Raw genomic sequence first — 18,294 nt, 5'->3', positions numbered from 1 at the left:
CGACCAGGCAAATTTGATCTTCAACGGCGCACCATTGTTACCCAGGTTCGTGTCGAAAATACCCACACCGGTGCAAAACCGCGGGCTTGAGAGGCTCGTTCTAGAGCCTCCGCCGAGAACAATCAATTCTGTTGATTATTACCATTGTGTTTATGAACTTTTATATCGACTTATCGAGAGTAGCATTAGCTCCGTACCCACTTTATCGCCCTCCCAAGGAGCAACCCATCATGAAACGCCAAGTCCTTGCTACCGTCCTGATGTCTGTCCTGGCCTCCAGTGCCTTTGCCCTGCCAGCTGCGGAACAGGCCACCCCACAGAATAAAGCCCAAGCCGTTCAATCCAGCCAAACCCTGGCTCGCAGCGGTTCGCAAGAAGATGAAAACCGCGACTACGCCAAAGGCGCCGTTGCTGAGAATGGCCGTAATCGCCTGGAAGAGAAAGGCCTGGTAGAGGGCGGCGCTGAACAAGCCAACGACCGTGCCTACACCCAAGGCGTCGCTGAAAATGGCCGTAATCGCCTGGAAGAGAAAGGCCTGGTTGAAGGTGGTGCTGACCGTCTGCAGGAACGCAACACCATTGCCGAAGGCGGTGCTGACCGTCTGCAAGAACGCAACACCGTTGCCGAAGGCGGTGCTGACCGTCTGCAAGAACTGCATCAAGCACAGAGCTAAGCCTGTGATGGCCCAGAAAAAAGCCCGATCAGCCGATCGGGCTTTTGACTTTATGTAGCCTGCGTCACATCTCCCCCTGCACACCTCGCCGTCAAGTTCGACGTCAACGAAGTTGTTTTGCTAGAGTGCGTCGCTGTACTTGCCGACAAAGCCCGCCCCCACATGCTGCCCCGCGCCGAACAGAAGCAACAGACCCGCCTCGCCTTGATGGACGCAGCCCGCCATCTGATGGAGTGTGGCCGTGGGTTTGGCAGCCTGAGCCTGCGCGAAGTGGCCAAGACGGCCGGAATTGTACCGACCGGGTTCTATCGACATTTTGCCGATATGGATCAGCTGGGCCTGGTGCTGGTCAGCGAAGTCGGCCAGACCTTCCGCGCCACCATTCGCCTGGTGCGCCATAACGAATTCGTGATGGGCGGCATCATCGATGCGTCCGTGCGGATCTTCCTCGATGTGGTCTCGGCCAACCGTTCGCAGTTTTTGTTCCTCGCCCGCGAACAATATGGCGGCTGCCTGGCGGTGCGCCAGGCCATCGGTGCCCTGCGCGAAGACATCACCCGCGACCTCGCGGCGGACCTCACCCACATGCCCAAGCTCCAGCACCTGGATGCCGACGGTTTGCACGTGATGGCCGACCTGATCGTCAAGAGCGTGTTCGCCACCCTGCCCGACATCATCGACCCTCCCGCCCAGGCCCTCCCGGCCCACCTCACGCCCCAGGCGAAAATCACCCAGCAACTGCGCTTTATCTTTATCGGCCTCAAGCATTGGCAGGGCCTGGGCAGCACGGAGTAAGTCCCTCAGCCCGCGGCGTGGAAACGCTTGGCGGTGGTGAAATTACGGTCCCAGTAACGGTTGCTCAGCGAGTCGATACGCACGGTTTTGCCCGCCCGTGGCGAATGGATAAATTTGCCCTCGCCTATGTAGAGGCCGACATGGCTCACCCGCCCGCGCCCGTTACCTTTGAAAAATACCGCGTCGCCAGGCTTCAAGGCGTTGCGCTTGATCGTGGCGGCCTTCGAACCATGCATCGCCGCCGTGGTACGCGGCAGGTGGATATTGGCCTGGGTCTTGAACAGGTACACCAGGAAGCTGCTGCAATCGAAGCCCTGCTCGACTGAATTCCCACCCCATTTATAGGGCGTACCGAGTAACTCATGAGCGCGATCGATCACATCGTCGATGGACGGTTTGCGTGACAGGGCTGGCAGGGCAGTGTCGACCTTGAGAGGGGCGACAGCGCGCTTCTGGATATTGGCCGATGAAGACGTGGTGACCAGGAAAAGGCCGAAAATGAATACACACACAATTGATTTGAACATGGTGGAACCCGTCGTGGATTGAGCACGGCGCAAATCCTAATCAACGATCAGGTAATCCGATGAACTCCTATTCCTGTGAGCACGTAGGACAAATCCGAAAAAATTCAGCGATAAAAAAGATGAAAGAGATTTCCTGCAGCCCCCGTCCGCCCCAAGGAGAAGCGCACATATTTGGTGCCATAAACAGGACGACGCACCAATTTGAAACATTGGCGAAGTTTTCTGACGCCCTATTCGGCAGCACTGCCACGCACCTACAGGCAATTCCTACTCCACGGCATGATTGGCAAGGCCCTTGCTCTAGCTCTTGCATCGCTCATAGCTGGAAGTTTCCTGATGCTGGTGATCCACCGCCGAATCGCCCCGCAGGCCCTCTGGGCCGCTGAATTGCTGCTGAATTTCGAAGCGCGCAGCAAAAGTCGCCTGCGCTGTTTCAGTGCCGACGGCGAAGATGTCGGCCTGTTTCTGGAGCGTGGCCAACCGCCGCTGCACGATGGCGAATTCCTACAAGCTGAAGACGGACGTGTCGTACGCGTCTGCGCGCGTCCTGAACAACTGCTGCATGTCACCTGTAGCAGCGCGTTTGAACTGACCCGTGCCGCCTATCACCTGGGCAATCGCCATGTCGCCCTGCAGGTCGGCGATGGCTGGTTGCGCTTGTTGGACGACTACGTGCTCAAGGCGATGCTCGATCAACTGGGTGCCACCACGCAAACCATCGAAGCGCCCTTCCAGCCGGAACATGGCGCCTATGGCGGCGGCCATCATCATTCGCGCCATGGCGACGAAGATTTCAACTACCCGCCCAAGCTGCACCAGTTCGGCGTACGGTTATGAACCCAGCCTGGGCGCTGTTGCGTCTGGCCAGTCCGCAACTGCCGATTGGCGGCTACAGCTATTCACAGGGGCTGGAAATGGCCGTGGAAAATGGCCGCGTGAGTGATGCCGACAGCGCCCGACGCTGGATCAGCGACCAGTTGCTGCTCAACCTTGCACGCTTCGAAGCCCCGCTGCTGCTTGCCCATTGCCGTGCTGCCGCGGACGAGGATTGGCCGCAGTTGGCGCAGTTGTGCGCAGAACACCGCGCCAGTCGTGAGACGCGCGAGCTGTATCAGGAAAGCCGGCAGATGGGCTACTCCCTGCAACAACTGCTCAACGGCTTGCCCGAGCTCGACGCTGACGCTCGCGAAGTGCTCGATCAACACACCGAACCCCACCTGGCCCTCGGTTGGGCCCTGGCCGCCCGCGCCTGGCGCATCAGCCCCGACGATGCCCTGGCTGCCTGGCTGTGGAGCTGGCTGGAAAACCAATTGGCGGTGTTGATGAAAACCCTGCCCCTCGGCCAGCAAGCCGCCCAGCGCCTGACCAGCGAACTGCTGCCGCTGCTGCAACAGGCCCAACAGGACGCCGGTCGCATCGACCCCAACCATTTTGGCAGTGCCGCCTTCGGCCTGTCCTTGGCATGCATGGCCCATGAGCGCCAGTACAGCCGCCTGTTCCGTTCATAGGTCCTTTTACGTCGGAGGCCTTTTATTTTGGAGAAGCACATGAACACACAACCTCTGCGCGTCGGCATCGGCGGTCCGGTGGGCTCCGGCAAGACCGCCCTGACCCTGGCCCTGTGCCTGGCGCTGCGTGATCGCTACAACCTGGCGGTGGTCACCAATGACATCTATACCCGCGAAGACGCCGACTTCCTGGTGCGCAACCAGGCCCTGGCGCCCGAGCGCATCATCGGCGTGGAAACCGGTGGCTGCCCGCACACGGCGATCCGCGAAGACGCCTCGATCAACCTGGAAGCGGTGGACCAGCTCAACCGCCGCTTCCCTGGCCTGGACCTGATCCTGGTGGAGTCCGGCGGCGACAACCTGTCGGCCACCTTCAGCCCGGAGCTGTCGGACCTGACCATCTACGTGATCGATGTGTCGGCCGGCGACAAGCTGCCCCGCAAGGGTGGGCCCGGTATTTGCAAATCCGACCTGCTGGTGATCAACAAGATCGACCTGGCACCGCTGGTCGGCGCCTCGCTGGAACTGATGAACAGCGACACCCAGCGCATGCGCAACGGCAAACCCTTCGTGTTCAGCAATCAGAAAACCGGTGTCGGCCTGGAAGAAATCGTCGCCTTTATCGAACGCCAAGGTCTGTTGACCGCGGCCTGATCAACCCTAAGGAACCTGTCCATGAGCCTGAAAAAACTCTTCGGCGCCGCCGCCCTGCTGCTCACCCCTGCCCTGGCCTTCGCTCACCCCGGCCATGGCGACAACGGCCTGGTGGCCGGTATCAGCCATCCATTGGGCGGTATCGACCACCTGCTGGCCATGGTGGCGGTAGGCCTGTGGGCCGCGCAGCAAAAAGGCGCGGCGCGTTGGGCCCTGCCTTGCACGTTTGTGGGCACCATGCTGATAGGCGGCGTGCTGGGTTTTGAGGGCCTGGGGTTGCCGGCACTGGAAAGCGGGATTGCCGCGTCGGTGCTGGCACTGGGCCTGGCGGTGGCGCTGGCAGTGCGTCCGCCGTTGTTCGTGGCGGTGGCGGCGACGGCGGTGTTTGCCTTGTTCCACGGGGTTGCCCATGGCCTTGAGCTGCCAGACATGTCGAGCCCTTGGGCGTATGCCGCAGGGTTTGTCGGCGCGACCGCTGCACTGCACGCCGCCGGGTATGCGCTGGTGCGCTGGCTGCCGGCTGCGGCGGCGCCGTTGGTGCGGGTTGCCGGGGCGGCTTCGGCGGCGACTGGGGTGTGGTTGCTGGCGGGCTGATTTGCGCCGTTTGTAAGGGCCTCATCGGGGGCAAGCCCCCTCCCACATTTGACTGTGTTCACAAATCCAAATGTGGGAGGGAGCTTGCTCCCGATAGCGGTGGCGCAGACACCACTGATCCCAAGCCTGCTACCATGCGCGCCTACACCCCTGCCGTGACGACGCCAGCCGATGCCCACCGTTCCAAGCTCCACCCCCCAGTCTTCCTTGAATGCCGTGCTCTCGCACTTCCATGACGTGATCGTGCCGCTCTGGCAGGGCCCGGGCTGGAATGCCGAGCTGACGTTACCCTATGAGGCGCTGGACGCCGATCACCGGCCCTTGCCCCCGCAACGCTACCGCGCCATGGCTTGCGCACGGCAGTTGTACCTGTTCGCCAGCCTGATCGGCGTACCCGGTGCCGCCTTTGCCGAAGAACGCGCAGCGGCGCTGTTTCGCTCCCTGCAACGGCATTTCCACGATGCCGAACATGGCGGCTGGTTCTACAGCATCGACCCTGCCGGCCAGCCACTGGACAAACGCAAGGACCTCTACACCCACGCCTTCATCATCTTTGCCTGCGCCCACTACTGGGCCAAGGTGCGTGAGCCGCTGGTGGAGTCGGTATTGAATGCCGCCCTGGAAGTGGTGGCCGAGCGCTTCGCCAACGGCGATGGCCTGTACGAGGCGGTGTTGGAGCGCAACTGGTCATCACTCAAGTCCGGCCCGCTGCAAAACCCGCTGATGCACCTGGCCGAAGGCTTCCTCGCCACCCTGGCGGTGCGTGAGGATACCGGCGTGCAAGCGGCCCTGCTGAGCCTGGCGACGGCCATGCAGCAGCGCTTTATCGAACGTCAGCATGGCGTGATGATGGAAAAACCGCTGGGCGCTGTGGATAACTGGTTTGAGCCGGGGCACCAGTTCGAGTGGTTCTTTTTGCTGGAATCGTCGCCCGTGCTGCACGGCACTCCACTGCATGGGTCACTGACGCGGGCGTTTGCCTACGCAGAGCACAAGGGTGTGGATAGCGCGACCGGGGCGGTCAGCGGCATGCTGGCACTCGACGGTACGGTGCGCGACGGCACCCAGCGTATCTGGGCCCAGGCGGAATACCTGCGGGCACTGACCTTGCGGCCTGGCAGTGAGGCCGTGCTGCAGCGCCAATTGCTCGCGCTGCAACAGCATTTCCTGCATGAAAAAGGCTGGCATGAATGCCTGGATGCCAAAGGCGACGTGAGCCGGCGGGATATGCCGTCGACCACGCCTTATCATTTGGCGACCTGTTATCAGGGTTTGATCCAGCATCTCGGGTGACCTTCAGGGCCTCATCGGGGGCAAGCCCCCGATGCAGACGACTCGGTCTAACTGACCATCAAGCAATCCACTTGCGATCCCCGGTAAAGCTGATCGTCAACCAGCGCGCCGCATCCGGTTTGCCCAGCCCTGTGGATATCTCTTCGCGCAGCCCGTCGAGGGTCGCGACGCTATCCACCGGGTAGTCCGCCGGCAACACCACATGAATCTCGATAAACCGCGCCCGTCCGTGCTTTTGCACGTAGGACACGTAGTCTTCGAAACCATGCCTGGCCTGGGCGGCGTCCATCACTTCACGCACCTTGTCGTCCAAGTGGTCCGGGGCAATCCCCAACACCTCGCGCAAGGCCGGGCGCAGGATCTTGAAGGCCGGCGCCAGCATGCTCAGGGCCAGCAGGATCAGGATCAACGGGTCGACATACACCGCCCACTCGCCATAGCCCTGGGACTTAAGCAACAGCGCGGCGAGAAAGCTGACCAGCAAGCCCACCGAAAGCATCGCGTCCACCAGCCAACTGATGTTGTCGAACTGGATCAGCGATGACTTGAGCCTGCGGTTGCGGTAGCGCACATAGAAGAAATAGGCGAACTCGACCACGGTAAATACCGCGGCATAGATAATCACCAGGCCCAACTCGATCTCGCGCCCGCCATTGATAATGCCGAACACACCGTTAAGGAACGCATAGATGGCGATCAGCAGCAGGAAGCTGCCTTCGATCAGCAATACCATCGGCTCCAAGTGCCAGTAGCCGAACTGGAAACGCTCATTGCTTTTCTTGGCGATCAGCTTGGCCGTGATCAGCATCAACACCTTGATGGCGGTGGCGATCAGCGAGAAAAAGCCGTCGAATAAAATGGATTGGGCGCCAGAAACCACACCCGTGACAATCCCGGCGATCGCGACAGCGAACATCAGGATCGTCGATTGTTTGAGCAGCGACTGCTCACCTCGGTTACTCACAATTCCTCCCGTCAAAACCTTTGAACCGCTGGATGCGGTGGGGTTTTCAGGAGTGGAGTGTACCTTATGGCCTGTTTTGACCGATTTGCCGCCATTTATTGTAGGAGCGAGCTTGCTCGCGAAAAACCCGAGGGCGCCACGTGCAGTCAGAATGCACGCGTCATCGTTGACGTTTTTCGCGAGCAAGCTCGCTCCTACAGTGTATGGCGTAAGCGGCTTAGGCCTTAGCCCCACGCTCAATCGCAAACCCAGCCCAGGTCTGGCTCACCGGCATCAGTTCCAACCGGTTGATGTTGACGTGCGCAGGGGTGTTCAGCACCCAAAAGATGGTGTCGGCAATGTCCTGCGGCTGGATGGGCTCGGCGCCGGCGTAGGTGGCGTCGTAGCGCGCCTGGTCACCACCGAAGCGCACCAGGGAGAACTCACTCTCGCACAAGCCCGGCTCGATATTGGTCACGCGCACGCCTGTGCCTTGCAGGTCGCAACGCAGGTTCAGCGAGAACTGCTTCACGAACGCCTTGGAGCCGCCATACACGTGGCTGCCTGGATACGGGTAGCTGCCGGCAATGGAGCCCAGGTTGATGATCCCGGCACCACGCCCATGGGCGATCAGGCGCGGCAGCAGCAGGCTGGTGGTGGTCAGCAGGCCCTTGATATTGGTGTCGACCATGGTTTCCCAGTCGTCGAGGTTGCACTTGGGTGCAGGGTCAGTGCCCACGGCCAGCCCGGCGTTGTTGATCAAGCCGCGCAGCGTGGCGAACGATGGTGGCAGGTTGGCGATGGCATCCTCCATGCCCTTGCGGTCACGGACGTCCACCACCAGGCCATGCACTTCGGTCTGCTTGGAAAGCTCTTCGACCAACGCGTTCAAACGCTCGGCACGACGACCGGTGAGCACCAGTTTCCAGCCGGCTTCGGCAAACCGACGGGCGCAGGCTTCGCCGAAACCTGAGGTGGCGCCAGTAATAAACAGCGTGTTGGACATGGTGTTCTCCTTGCGGGCATCGGGGAAAAAAAATCAGCCAGCAGAATGCCTTTACGCCGCGGTTGCGGCAACCGCTATGCACATCACCTCACTCACGCCTGGTCATTTTTTAACCATAACGAGCAAAGCCTTATGAGCCGTGGCTTGCAGCCATATGCACGCAGGTTATCCACAGCTGCGCCCACAGTCTTTGGGGGCAAGTGCAAAACGCTTCAGGCCGCTGTGTACAAGGCTTTCAGGCGATTTTAGAAAGTTTTTTGCTTGACCTGAGCGCAGGCGTATGTAGCCCCATAGGCAGCGGGGAAAATCGAACGATGGCTCCAGGCCAGTCATTTCGGCCTCTGCGGCAGTCTTTCCAGAGTTTAATCACAGACTTATCCACAGGCTGGCGGGACATATTTCAGTCATATACCTGTGTCTTTAAACAGGTTGACAAACCCCTCGATCGGCCGCAAAAAAGCCACTGATCAAAAAACAACCACACAGCTGGAAGCCACGGTTTTAAAGGCGTTCAGCCAGCTACTCCCACGTTACCCACAGCCGGTTCCACAGTGGATGGGGACAAGTCAAAACTGTGACAAAACAGGGATTTGCGGCGGCTATATGTCGCGCTTTGGAGGGAGGCTGGATTTGTTTTCCACAATTTGGGATCGCCCTTGTGGGCACCATAAAACCAAATGTGGGAGGGGCGGTGCGACGATTCGACTTGCCCCCGATAGCGGTGGGTCAGTATCAGATGTGCCGACTGATACACCGCCATCGGGGGCAAGCCCCCTCCCACAGGGGGACTGCATTGTTATTTGGATCAGTGGCCGCCGAGGTAGGCGTTGCGCACTTCCTCGTTCACCAGCAGCTCCTTGCCGGTGCCTGTGAGGCGAATCTCGCCGTTCACCATCACATACGCCCGGTCCGACAAGCGCAGTGCGTGGTTGGCGTTCTGCTCCACCAGGAAGATGGTCATCCCGGTGGAGGCCAGTTCGCGCAGGGTGGAAAAGATCTGCTTCACCACAATCGGCGCCAGGCCCAGGCTCGGTTCATCCAGCAACAGCAACTTGGGACGGCTCATCAGCGCGCGGGCAATGGCGAGCATTTGCTGCTCGCCACCGGACATGGTCATGGCCCTCTGGTTACGCCGCTCCTTGAGCCGCGGGAACAGCTCGAACATGCGCTGCATGTCTTCCTGGGCGAACTTGTCACCGATAGGGATGGTGCCCATCAGCAGGTTTTCCTCGACGGTCATGTCGGGGAACACCCGCCGCCCTTCCGGCGACTGCGCAATACCGTTGGAGGCGATGTAGTGGGACGACTTGTGGGTAATGTCGACACCGTTATAGAGAATCTGCCCCGACTCCGCCCGTGGCTGGCCGAAGATCGACATCAGCAGCGTGGATTTACCCGCGCCGTTGGAGCCGATCAGGCTGACGGTCTCGCCTTCGTTGATGTGCAGCGAGACTTTCTTCAGGGCCTGGATCGGGCCGTAGAACACATCCAGGTCCTTCATTTCGAGGATAGGCGCACTCATACCAGCTCCTCTTCGTCAGCACCCAGGTAGGCGGCAATCACTTTCGGGTCGTTGCGGATCGCTTCCGGCCCGCCTTCGGCGATCACGTTGCCGTGGTCGAGCACCACGATGTGGTCGGAAATACTCATCACCATGCCCATGTCGTGTTCGATCAGCACCACCGTGAGGTCGTGTTCGTCGCGCAGCAGGCGAATCATCGCGCTGAGGGCTTCGGTTTCCTGGGGGTTGAGGCCCGCCGCGGGCTCGTCGAGGCAGATGATCTGCGGTCGCGTGCACATGGCGCGGGCGATTTCCAGACGGCGTTGCTGGCCATAGGAAAGTTCGCCGGCGAGGCGGTTGGCGCAGTCCACCAGGTCGACTACTTCGAGCCAGTAGAACGCATGGTCGAGTGCATCGCTTTCGGCCTTGCGGTAGCCCTTGGTGTTGAGGATGCCCGCCAGCATGTTGCGGTTGACCCACATGTGCTGGGCCACCAGCAGGTTTTCCAGCACCGACATTTCCTTGAACAGGCGGATGTTCTGGAACGTGCGGGCCAGGCCGGCACGGTTGACCAGGTGAGTACCGCCGAACATCTTGTAGAACACCCGGCTGAAGAAGCTTTTCGGCGAGACGAAGTCGACGGCCTTGAAGCGCTCGCCGAGCAACTGGATCACGTTGGTCTGCTTGCCGCGTACGTTGAGCTCGATCTTGCCACCGCTGGCTTTGTAGAAGCCGGTGAGGCAGTTGAACACGGTGGTCTTGCCCGCGCCGTTGGGGCCGATCAGGGCGAAGATCGAGTTGCGTTCGACCTTGAGGCTCACATCGCTCAAGGCCTTGATGCCACCGAAGTGCATCATCAGGTGTTCCACGCTGAGGACGATTTCCTTGCTCATGGCGCCACTCCTTTACGTGGGGTCACGCCGGTACGGCTGATGCGGATCAGCCCACGCGGTCGCCAGATCATCATCACCACCATCAACACGCCAAACAGCAGCACGCGGTATTCGGAGAAGCTGCGCAGCAGTTCCGGGGCGACGGTCAATACAAATGCCGCAATCACCACGCCAACCGTCGAGCCCATGCCGCCCAGTACGACGATGGCCAGGATCAGCGCCGACTCGAAGAAGGTGAACGACGACGGGTTGACGAAGCCCTGGTAGCTGGCAAAGAACACCCCGGCCAGGCCGGCAGTGGAAGCGCCAATGGTGAACGCCGAGAGCTTGACCAATACATGGTTCAGGCCCATGGAACGGCAGGCGATCTCATCTTCGCGCAAGGCCTCCCAGGCACGACCTACAGGCATGCGGGTCAGGCGGTGCTTGATGTACAGCACAGCCAGCACCACCAGGAACAGCACGATGTAGATGAACATGAACTTGATGTTGGGGTTGTAATCGATGCCGAAGAACTCATGGAACGGAATCCCGCCATCCTTCGCCTTGCGCCCGAACTCCAGGCCGAGGAAGGTTGGCGAAGGCACCGGCATACCGTTCGGGCCGCCGGTAAATGACAGCCAGTTGTTCAGCACCAACCGGATGATTTCACCGAAGCCCAGGGTCACGATGGCCAGGTAGTCACCGTGCATTCGCAACACCGGGAATCCGAGTATGCACCCCGCCAGCGCCGCACAGATGGCTGCCAGGGGCAGCACCGTCCAGAAGCCCAGGCCGAGGTACTGGTAGCCCAGCGCCAGGCCGTAGGCACCGATGGCGTAGAACGCCACGTAACCCAGGTCGAGCAAGCCGGCCAGGCCGACCACGATGTTCAGGCCCAGGCCCAGCAACACATAGATCAACCCGAGGATCACCACGGTCAGCAGGTATTTGTTGGCGAAGATCGGGAACACGATGGCGATCACGATCAACACCGGGATGATCCAGCGCAGCCGCGACTTGTAGTCCGGTGGCAGTACGTGCACGCCGGAGCCACTGCTTTCGAAGCCTTGCAGAATCTTCAGGCCCTTGGGGGTTTGCAGGAACAGGCTGAGGGCAAAGCGGCCGGCCATCACGATGGCGACCAAGGTGGCCACGCGCGCAGGTTCCAGGTTGAAGCTGTAGCCGTCGAGGACCACGCCGACGATCGGACCGAATACGATCAGCGAAATAAGCCCGGCAAGGATCGTATCGACCACACTTTTCTTGATATCGATAGGTTTGGCAGCAGACATGTTTACACCTTCGCCACGAGTGGGCGACCAAGCAGGCCCTGAGGACGGAAAATCAGAATCACCACCAACAGGGAGAAACTGAACACGTCTTTGTAGTCAGAGTTGATCAACCCCGAGAACAACGACTCGGAAATACCCAGGATGATCCCGCCGAGCATGGCCCCAGGCAGGGAACCGATGCCGCCGAGTACCGCTGCGGTAAACGCCTTGATGCCGATGATGAAGCCGGCGTAGAAGTCGAACGTGCCGTAGTTGAGGGTGATCAGCACGCCGGCCAGGGCCGCCATGGCGGCACCGATGATAAACACGTAGGAGATCACGCGGTCGGTGTTGATCCCCAGGATCGAGGCCATCTTGCGGTCTTGCTGGGTGGCGCGGCACATGCGGCCGAGCTTGGTGTACTTGATGATGTAGGTGAGCAACGCCATGCCGGCAAACGCCGCCACGAGGATGAAGATCTTGGTGTACGTGAGCTGGACGAACCCACTGCCGATGTCGACGCGCCAGGCGCCGGCCAGCAGGGTTGGAATGCCTTGTTGTTTCGCACCCTGGGCGATCTGCGCGTAGTTCTGCAGGATCAGGGAGATCCCGATGGCGCTGATCAGCGGTGCCAGTCGGGTGGAGTTGCGCAGCGGTTTGTAGGCGACACGTTCAATGACCCAACCGTAAACGCCAGTGACGACCACGGTGAAGATCAGGGTGCCGAGAATGAGCAGTGGGAAGGATTCGATGCCGAAGTAAGCCAGCAGTGCCAGACTGATCGCCGCGAGGTAAGCGGAAATCATATAAACCTCGCCATGGGCGAAGTTGATCATGCCAATGATGCCATAGACCATTGTGTAGCCGATGGCGATCAGGCCATAGACCGACCCGAGGGTCAGGCCGTTGACCAGTTGCTGCAGGAAAATACCATCCATAACGCAATCTCACGCGGTGAGCACCTGCACACCAGTAGGTGTGCGGCGCTTCTGGAGGAAAACAGAGGCTTAGCAAGGCCCCCTGTAGGAGCGAGCTTGCTCGCGAAAAACCTGAGAACGCCGCGTGCATTCAGGATGCCTGCGTCATCGTGGACGTTCTTCGCGAGCAAGCTCGCGCCTACAGAGAACTCATGCAGTCAGTTGGATTACTTCTGCTTTTCCAGCTGGTGGTATTTGCCGTCTTTATCCCACTGGTAAACCACGTAGTCGGAGACTTTCAAGTCGCCCTTCGCGTCCCAGGTCTTCTCGCCCATCACGGTTTTGACCGGGTGCGCTTTCAGCCATTTGGCGGCGTCTTCGCCCTTGTTGGACTTGGCGCCGTTGAAACCGGCGGCCAGGGCCTGCAGCGAGGCGTAGGCGTACAGGGTGTAGCCTTCTGGCTCATAACCGGCCTTGCGGAACTCTTCCACGACGGCCTTGCTGTCTGGCAGCAGGCGCGGGTCGGCACCAAAGGTCATGTACACGCCATCGACGTATTGCGCGCCGCCAGCGGTGGCCACCAGTTCATCGGTCACCACGCCGTCATCGGACATGAACTTGACGTCTTTGAGGCCCGCTTCACGAATCTGGCGGACCAGCGGACCGGCTTCCGGGTGCAGGCCACCGAAGTACACGACGTCGGCGCCCAGGGAGCGGATTTTGGTGACCAGGGCGCTGAAGTCTTTCTCGCCACGGGTCAGGCCCTCTTCCAGCACCGGCTTGACGCCGCGCTTGGTCAACTGGGCGGAGGTGGCGTCGGCCAGGCCTTTGCCGTAGGTGTCCTTGTCGTTGATGACCGCGACTTTCTTGCCCTTGAGCACGTCGACGATGTAATCGCCGGCGACGATGCCTTGCTGGTCGTCACGGCCGCACATACGGAACATGGCGCCCAGGCCGCGTTCGGTCACTTGTGGGTTGGTAGAGCCAGGGGTGATCGCGATGATGCCCGCTTCGTCGTAAACCTCGGAGGCCGGGATGGTGTTCGACGAGCAGAAGTGCCCGACCACGCCAATCACTTTGTCCTGGTCCGCCAGGCGGTTGGCCACGGCCACAGCCTGCTTCGGCTCACACGCATCGTCACCGGCAACCAGCACGACCTTCTCGCCGTTGATACCGCCGGCCTTGTTGATCACCTCGGCTGCCGCCTGGGCACCTTTCATGTACTGCTCACCGAACGACGCGTTGGCGCCGGTCATGGGCCCCGCTACGCCGATCTTCACATCAGCTTGAACAAACGTAGAAACACCCAGTGCCGCTGCAACGGCGAGGGCCAGAAAACCTTTCTTGTAAAACGTCTGGGACATGAGTGGTGCTCCGATATTTTTGATTTTTGGCACGACAACTTGCGTTCAAACCTTTCACTGAAAGCCCTGAGCAAGCCTCGTGCCATTACGTTTTTATTCTTCAAAAAGACACGGTGTCATTGTTATTTCAGATGTTTCGACTCCGCTCGCCAGGACGTGCAACCCTCTAGTATCAAGAGGTGCAACCCTACAGCCAAAAAAGTACAACCCTGGCGGGTCGCACCTGCAACCAAAGCGATAAACGACAGTTCCTACAGCTGTAACCGACTGCGTAACGGAACTGCACATTTACAGTGCGCGACTGCTACGACTTGCACCAATACAGATTAGTAGCCTACTCAGAAAACGCAGGCTTCTGAGCGGTATCTCGCTGATCAGATCACGATCCTCAAGCATTGCCCTGCGTGATACAGCGAGAATCCGGCCTCATAAAGGCAGCTGCGCAGGCCCACCGCGGCCAGTGGTTGCATTGGCGTAAACGGAATCGGCAGGGCCTGGGGATTCTGGTGACACAAATAGTCGGCGAATGCCTTGCCCACCACGCTGCCGGTGGTCACGCCACGCCCGTTGTAGCCCGTTACCGCGACCAGGCCGGGGGCAGGTTCGAACAGGCGCATCAGGTGATCGGGCGTGAACGCGATGCAACCGGTCCAGGTGTATTCCCATTGCACCGATTTGAGGTACGGGAAGTAATGCTGCTGCACCCGATCGGCCCACGCCTTGAGGAACCACGTCGGTTTCTGGCTGCCATTGCCCAGGCTGCCGAGCAACAGGCGGCCATCGGCATCGCGGCGGATGCTGCTCAAGACCTGGCGCGTGTCCCACGAACCTTGGCCACCGGGGAGGATTTGCTGGGCCGCGGCGTCGGTCAATGGGGCGGAAGCCACCTGATAGTAGTAACCGGGGAAGAAATTGCGCCGCAACTCGGTCCATTCGCCTTCGGTGTAGGCATTGGAGGCGATCACGACTTGTGCAGCCTGCACCGCACCGTTGGCCGTCTGCACCGACCAGTGCGAACCCTGGCGTTCCAGCTGGGTCACCGGGGAATGGTCGAACAATTGCCCGCCCAGCCCGACCGCCGCATTCGCCAAACCACTGGTGTAAGCCATCGGGTTCAAGGTGCCCGCGCGCCGGTCGAGCAAGGCTGCGGCGATTTTTTGGGTGCCGGTGGCCTGCTCGCAGGCCTGGCCGGTGAGCAGCTCGACCGGCGCGCCACGGCGCTTCCATTGTTCTTCACGACTGCGCAGATCCGCTTCGCCACGGGCGTTGTGCGCCATGTGCAAGGTGCCTTCGCGGCGTAATTGGCAATCGATGTTGTATTTGTCGACCAGGCTGAACACCAGGGACGGTGCCGCACCCAGCATGCGGTTGAGCTGGCTGCCCACCGCCTCGCCGAAACCGGCTTCGATCTCGTCCGGGGGAATCCACAGGCCGGCATTGACCAACCCGACGTTGCGCCCCGAACCGCCATGACCGGTGCGATGGGCTTCCAGCACGGCGACGCTTTTACCCTGTTCCAACAAGTGAATGGCCGCGGACAAACCGGTGATCCCGGCACCGATCACGCACACATCCACCTTGACCTCGCCCTTGAGCGCGGCGCGATCCGGCCGGCCGGGGGTGAGGTGTTCCCACAAACATGTTTCGCGCAGTGCCATTGCCAGACTCCGATGAGACCTAACAAACAATTTTTCTTGTTCAACACCATCACTGTAGGAGCGAGCTTGCTCGCGAAAAACGCAAGGACATCGCGCTCATTCAGGTTGCCCGCCTGATCGTTGACGATCTTCGCGAGCAAGCTCGCTCCTACAGAAATCAGTCGAAGGTAATGCCCTGGGCCAATGGCAACTCCAGCGAGTAGTTCACGGTATTGGTCTGGCGACGCATGTAACCGCGCCATGCATCCGAACCCGACTCACGACCGCCGCCGGTCTCTTTCTCACCGCCAAACGCGCCGCCGATTTCGGCGCCGCTCGGGCCGATGTTGACGTTGGCAATACCGCAGTCACTGCCCACTGCCGACATGAACTGCTCGGCTTCGCGCACATCGGTGGTGAAGATGCACGACGACAAGCCTTGCGGCACCGCGTTGTTCAGGCGCAGGGCTTCGGCAAAGTCGGTGTAGCCGACCACGTAGAGAATCGGTGCGAAGGTCTCGGTGCACACCACGTCGCTCTGCTCAGGCATTTCCACGATCGCTGGCGACACGTAGTAGGCATTCGGGAACTTGTCTTCCAACTGACGCTTACCGCCAAACACCTTGCCGCCTTCACTCAGGGCTTGCTCCAAGGCGTCCTGCATATTGTCGAAGCCGTGCTTGTCGATCAGCGGGCCAATCAGGTTGCCTTCCAGCGGGTGGCCGATGCGCACCTTGGAATAGGCCGCCTTGAGGCGGGTGACAATTTCTTCCTTGACCGACTCGTGGGCAATCAGGCGGCGCAGGGTGGTGCAACGCTGGCCGGCGGTGCCGACGGCGCTGAACAGGATCGCGCGCACGGCCATGTCCAGGTCGGCGCTCGGGCCGAGGATCATTGCGTTGTTACCGCCCAGTTCAAGGATGCTGCGGGCGAAACGCGCGGCGACTTTCGGCGCGACTTCGCGGCCCATACGCGTGCTGCCGGTGGCGCTGATCAGGGCGACACGCGGGTCATCCACCAGTGCGGCACCGGCGTCACGACCACCGATGATCACTTGGCTCAGGTACTGCGGGGCATCCTTGAAGTTCTTCAGTACGCGCTCGAACAGCGCCTGGCAGGCCAGGGCAGTGAGCGGGGTCTTTTCCGAAGGCTTCCAGATGACGGCGTTGCCGCACACCAGGGCCAGGGTGGTGTTCCACGCCCATACGGCCACCGGGAAGTTGAAAGCACTGATCACGCCGACCACGCCCAACGGGTGCCAGGTTTCACGCATATGGTGGCCGGGGCGCTCAGAGGCGATGGTCAAACCGTACAGCTGGCGCGACAGGCCGACGGCGAAGTCGCAGATATCGATCATTTCCTGCACTTCACCCAAGCCTTCCTGGGTGATCTTGCCGGCTTCCCAGGACACCAGCTCGCCCAGGTCGGCCTTGTATTCACGCAACACGTCGCCGAATTGGCGTACCAGCTCACCACGGCGTGGCGCTGGCACTTTGCGCCAGGCCTCGAATGCATGCTCGGCGCGACTGACCTGTTGCTCCACCTCGGCGGCACCTTCCCAGTGCACGCTGCCGATACGGCTGCCATCAATCGGCGAATGCACGGGCTGTTTACCCGACTGGTACAGCGCCGGGTTTACCCCGAGACGATCAAGCAATGCGGCAACCATGGGTCACTCCTTCAATCTACCAACAAAAAAATTGCGCCGCGGCCCACACGGCGATCCGGACCTTATTTGTAGCTGGCCCAAGACTTGCCAACAAACGACGATTAGGCGAGATATCATTCCGTTTATTCATGCAAAGAATAAAAAGAGGCGTGCCGTGCTGAACAAAAGACATTTGCCCTCGATCACTGCCCTGCAGTGCTTCGAAGCCGCCACCCGCCACCTGAGCTTCACCCGCGCCGCCGAGGAGTTGAACCTCACGCAAAGCGCGGTGAGCAAACAGGTCGCGCAGCTGGAAGAATTACTGCAACACCTGTTGTTTCGCCGGGTACGCCGCCGCCTGCAGATGACCCCGGCGGGCGACCTGTATCTGGTGGAAGTGCGCAAGATCCTCACCCAGGTGGAGATGTCCACCCATTACCTGCGCTCCTATGGCGGCGAGACCGAAGTGTTGCGCGTGTCCACGCCCTACACGTTTGGCGCGCGCTGGCTGGTACCGCGCCTCAAGGGCTGGCGCCTGCGTCACCCACAGATTCACCTGGACCTGTGCAACGAACAGGCGCCGGATGAACTGCTGCAAGGCAAGGCCGACATGGCGTTCTACTTCGGCCAGGGCGCGCGCCCCGGCACGGAGAGCCTGAAGCTGTTCAGCGAAGAACTGATCCCGGTATGCGCCCCGGAGAGCCTGCCCGCGCAGCCGTTCACCGACCCCACGCAACTGAGCAACCTGGTGCTGCTGCAAAACGCCTCGCGGCCCCAAGGCTGGCATGACTGGTTTGCCGACCAGGGCTTCCACACCGAGCACAGCTACCATGGGCCGCGCTTCGATACCTTTTATATGTGCATTCGTGCGGCGCAGGTGGGGTGCGGCGTGGCGCTGCTGCCGCGGTTCCTGGTGGAGGAGGAACTGGCCGAGGGCAAGCTGGTGATCCCTTGGCAGCACGCGATGCCAAGCCAGGATGCGTATTACCTGGCCTACCCCGAGCATTCGGCAGAAGTGCCCAAGGTGCGCGAGTTTGTAAAGTGGATGATGGAGCAGGTTATTTAGTGCCTGAAATCGCGCTATCGG

General features: G+C 60.6%; 18 protein-coding genes and 1 pseudogene. 8 read left to right on the top strand and 11 right to left on the bottom strand.

The window, feature by feature from the left end; genetic code table 11:
* Window positions 1–230 precede the first annotated feature (230 nt).
* On the top strand, window positions 231–674 hold the full coding sequence (locus P2T68_RS04325) for a hypothetical protein (protein WP_168232248.1): 444 nt from the start codon (window positions 231–233) through the stop codon (window positions 672–674).
* Between the two features lie 162 nt (window positions 675–836).
* Window positions 837–1,469, top strand: a complete 633-nt coding sequence (locus tag P2T68_RS04320) for a TetR family transcriptional regulator (protein WP_024073120.1) — start codon at window positions 837–839, stop codon at window positions 1,467–1,469.
* 5 nt (window positions 1,470–1,474) lie between these two features.
* Here P2T68_RS04320 and P2T68_RS04315 read toward each other — a convergent pair whose 3' ends face one another.
* The gene (locus P2T68_RS04315; RefSeq protein WP_024073119.1) at window positions 1,475–1,996 is read right to left on the bottom strand and encodes a C40 family peptidase; all 522 of its coding nucleotides are present in this window, start codon (window positions 1,994–1,996) and stop codon (window positions 1,475–1,477) included.
* A gap of 336 nt (window positions 1,997–2,332) precedes the next feature.
* Here P2T68_RS04315 and ureE point away from each other — a divergent pair, with 336 nt between their 5' ends.
* The 5 genes from ureE to P2T68_RS04290 all read left to right on the top strand — a co-directional run bounded on the left by ureE (window position 2,333) and on the right by P2T68_RS04290 (window position 6,045).
* A complete protein-coding gene (ureE, locus tag P2T68_RS04310; protein WP_024073118.1) occupies window positions 2,333–2,833 on the top strand; it encodes an urease accessory protein UreE in 501 nt (166 codons plus the stop codon).
* Window positions 2,830–3,504, top strand: coding sequence for an urease accessory protein UreF (locus tag P2T68_RS04305; RefSeq protein ID WP_069075156.1), 675 nt, complete (start codon window positions 2,830–2,832; stop codon window positions 3,502–3,504). The genes ureE and P2T68_RS04305 overlap by 4 nt, the downstream gene beginning before the upstream one ends.
* Window positions 3,505–3,543: 39 nt before the next feature.
* The gene (gene ureG, locus P2T68_RS04300; protein ID WP_012721947.1) at window positions 3,544–4,158 is read left to right on the top strand and encodes an urease accessory protein UreG; all 615 of its coding nucleotides are present in this window, start codon (window positions 3,544–3,546) and stop codon (window positions 4,156–4,158) included.
* A gap of 21 nt (window positions 4,159–4,179) precedes the next feature.
* Entirely contained in the window at window positions 4,180–4,752 is a 573-nt protein-coding gene (locus P2T68_RS04295; protein ID WP_024073116.1) for a HupE/UreJ family protein, read from the top strand.
* A 171-nt stretch (window positions 4,753–4,923) separates the two neighbouring features.
* Entirely contained in the window at window positions 4,924–6,045 is a 1,122-nt protein-coding gene (locus P2T68_RS04290) for an AGE family epimerase/isomerase (RefSeq protein ID WP_277379088.1), read from the top strand.
* Window positions 6,046–6,103: 58 nt separating this feature from the next.
* Here the strand turns inward: P2T68_RS04290 and P2T68_RS04285 are convergent, their stop codons facing one another.
* From P2T68_RS04285 to P2T68_RS04240, 10 genes and pseudogenes are all read right to left on the bottom strand, one after another.
* Complete coding sequence (locus P2T68_RS04285) at window positions 6,104–7,009, bottom strand: cation diffusion facilitator family transporter (RefSeq protein ID WP_041160827.1); 906 nt, start codon at window positions 7,007–7,009, stop codon at window positions 6,104–6,106.
* A 217-nt stretch (window positions 7,010–7,226) separates the two neighbouring features.
* Complete coding sequence (locus P2T68_RS04280; protein WP_024073113.1) at window positions 7,227–7,994, bottom strand: SDR family oxidoreductase; 768 nt, start codon at window positions 7,992–7,994, stop codon at window positions 7,227–7,229.
* Between the two features lie 805 nt (window positions 7,995–8,799).
* Window positions 8,800–9,516 (bottom strand): ABC transporter ATP-binding protein, encoded by a 717-nt coding sequence (locus P2T68_RS04275; protein ID WP_024073112.1) that lies wholly within the window; start codon window positions 9,514–9,516, stop codon window positions 8,800–8,802.
* Window positions 9,513–10,388, bottom strand: coding sequence for an ATP-binding cassette domain-containing protein (locus P2T68_RS04270; protein ID WP_024073111.1), 876 nt, complete (start codon window positions 10,386–10,388; stop codon window positions 9,513–9,515). The genes P2T68_RS04275 and P2T68_RS04270 overlap by 4 nt, the downstream gene beginning before the upstream one ends.
* Window positions 10,385–11,662 carry a high-affinity branched-chain amino acid ABC transporter permease LivM gene (livM, locus tag P2T68_RS04265; RefSeq protein ID WP_024073110.1) on the bottom strand — a complete coding sequence of 426 codons (1,278 nt, stop codon included), beginning with the start codon at window positions 11,660–11,662 and terminating at the stop codon, window positions 10,385–10,387. The genes P2T68_RS04270 and livM overlap by 4 nt, the downstream gene beginning before the upstream one ends.
* A 2-nt stretch (window positions 11,663–11,664) precedes the next feature.
* Window positions 11,665–12,579, bottom strand: coding sequence for a branched-chain amino acid ABC transporter permease (locus tag P2T68_RS04260; protein ID WP_024073109.1), 915 nt, complete (start codon window positions 12,577–12,579; stop codon window positions 11,665–11,667).
* Between the two features lie 206 nt (window positions 12,580–12,785).
* Entirely contained in the window at window positions 12,786–13,922 is a 1,137-nt protein-coding gene (locus P2T68_RS04255) for a branched-chain amino acid ABC transporter substrate-binding protein (protein WP_024073108.1), read from the bottom strand.
* A 374-nt stretch (window positions 13,923–14,296) separates the two neighbouring features.
* On the bottom strand, window positions 14,297–15,580 hold the full coding sequence (locus P2T68_RS04250; protein WP_024073107.1) for an FAD-binding oxidoreductase: 1,284 nt from the start codon (window positions 15,578–15,580) through the stop codon (window positions 14,297–14,299).
* A 50-nt stretch (window positions 15,581–15,630) separates the two neighbouring features.
* A pseudogene (locus P2T68_RS04245) lies at window positions 15,631–15,720 on the bottom strand (outer membrane lipoprotein carrier protein LolA); the annotation flags it as partial.
* A gap of 17 nt (window positions 15,721–15,737) precedes the next feature.
* On the bottom strand, window positions 15,738–17,228 hold the full coding sequence (locus tag P2T68_RS04240) for an aldehyde dehydrogenase family protein (RefSeq protein WP_024073106.1): 1,491 nt from the start codon (window positions 17,226–17,228) through the stop codon (window positions 15,738–15,740).
* A 154-nt stretch (window positions 17,229–17,382) separates the two neighbouring features.
* Here P2T68_RS04240 and P2T68_RS04235 point away from each other — a divergent pair, with 154 nt between their 5' ends.
* Complete coding sequence (locus P2T68_RS04235; protein ID WP_024073105.1) at window positions 17,383–18,273, top strand: LysR family transcriptional regulator; 891 nt, start codon at window positions 17,383–17,385, stop codon at window positions 18,271–18,273.
* Window positions 18,274–18,294 lie beyond the last annotated feature (21 nt).

This window comes from Pseudomonas sp. G11 (assembly GCF_029457515.1).
GTDB classification, from domain to species: domain Bacteria; phylum Pseudomonadota; class Gammaproteobacteria; order Pseudomonadales; family Pseudomonadaceae; genus Aquipseudomonas; species Aquipseudomonas gorinensis.
Note: the sequence above shows the minus strand (reverse complement) of the source record. Positions and strands in the feature narration are given on the sequence as shown.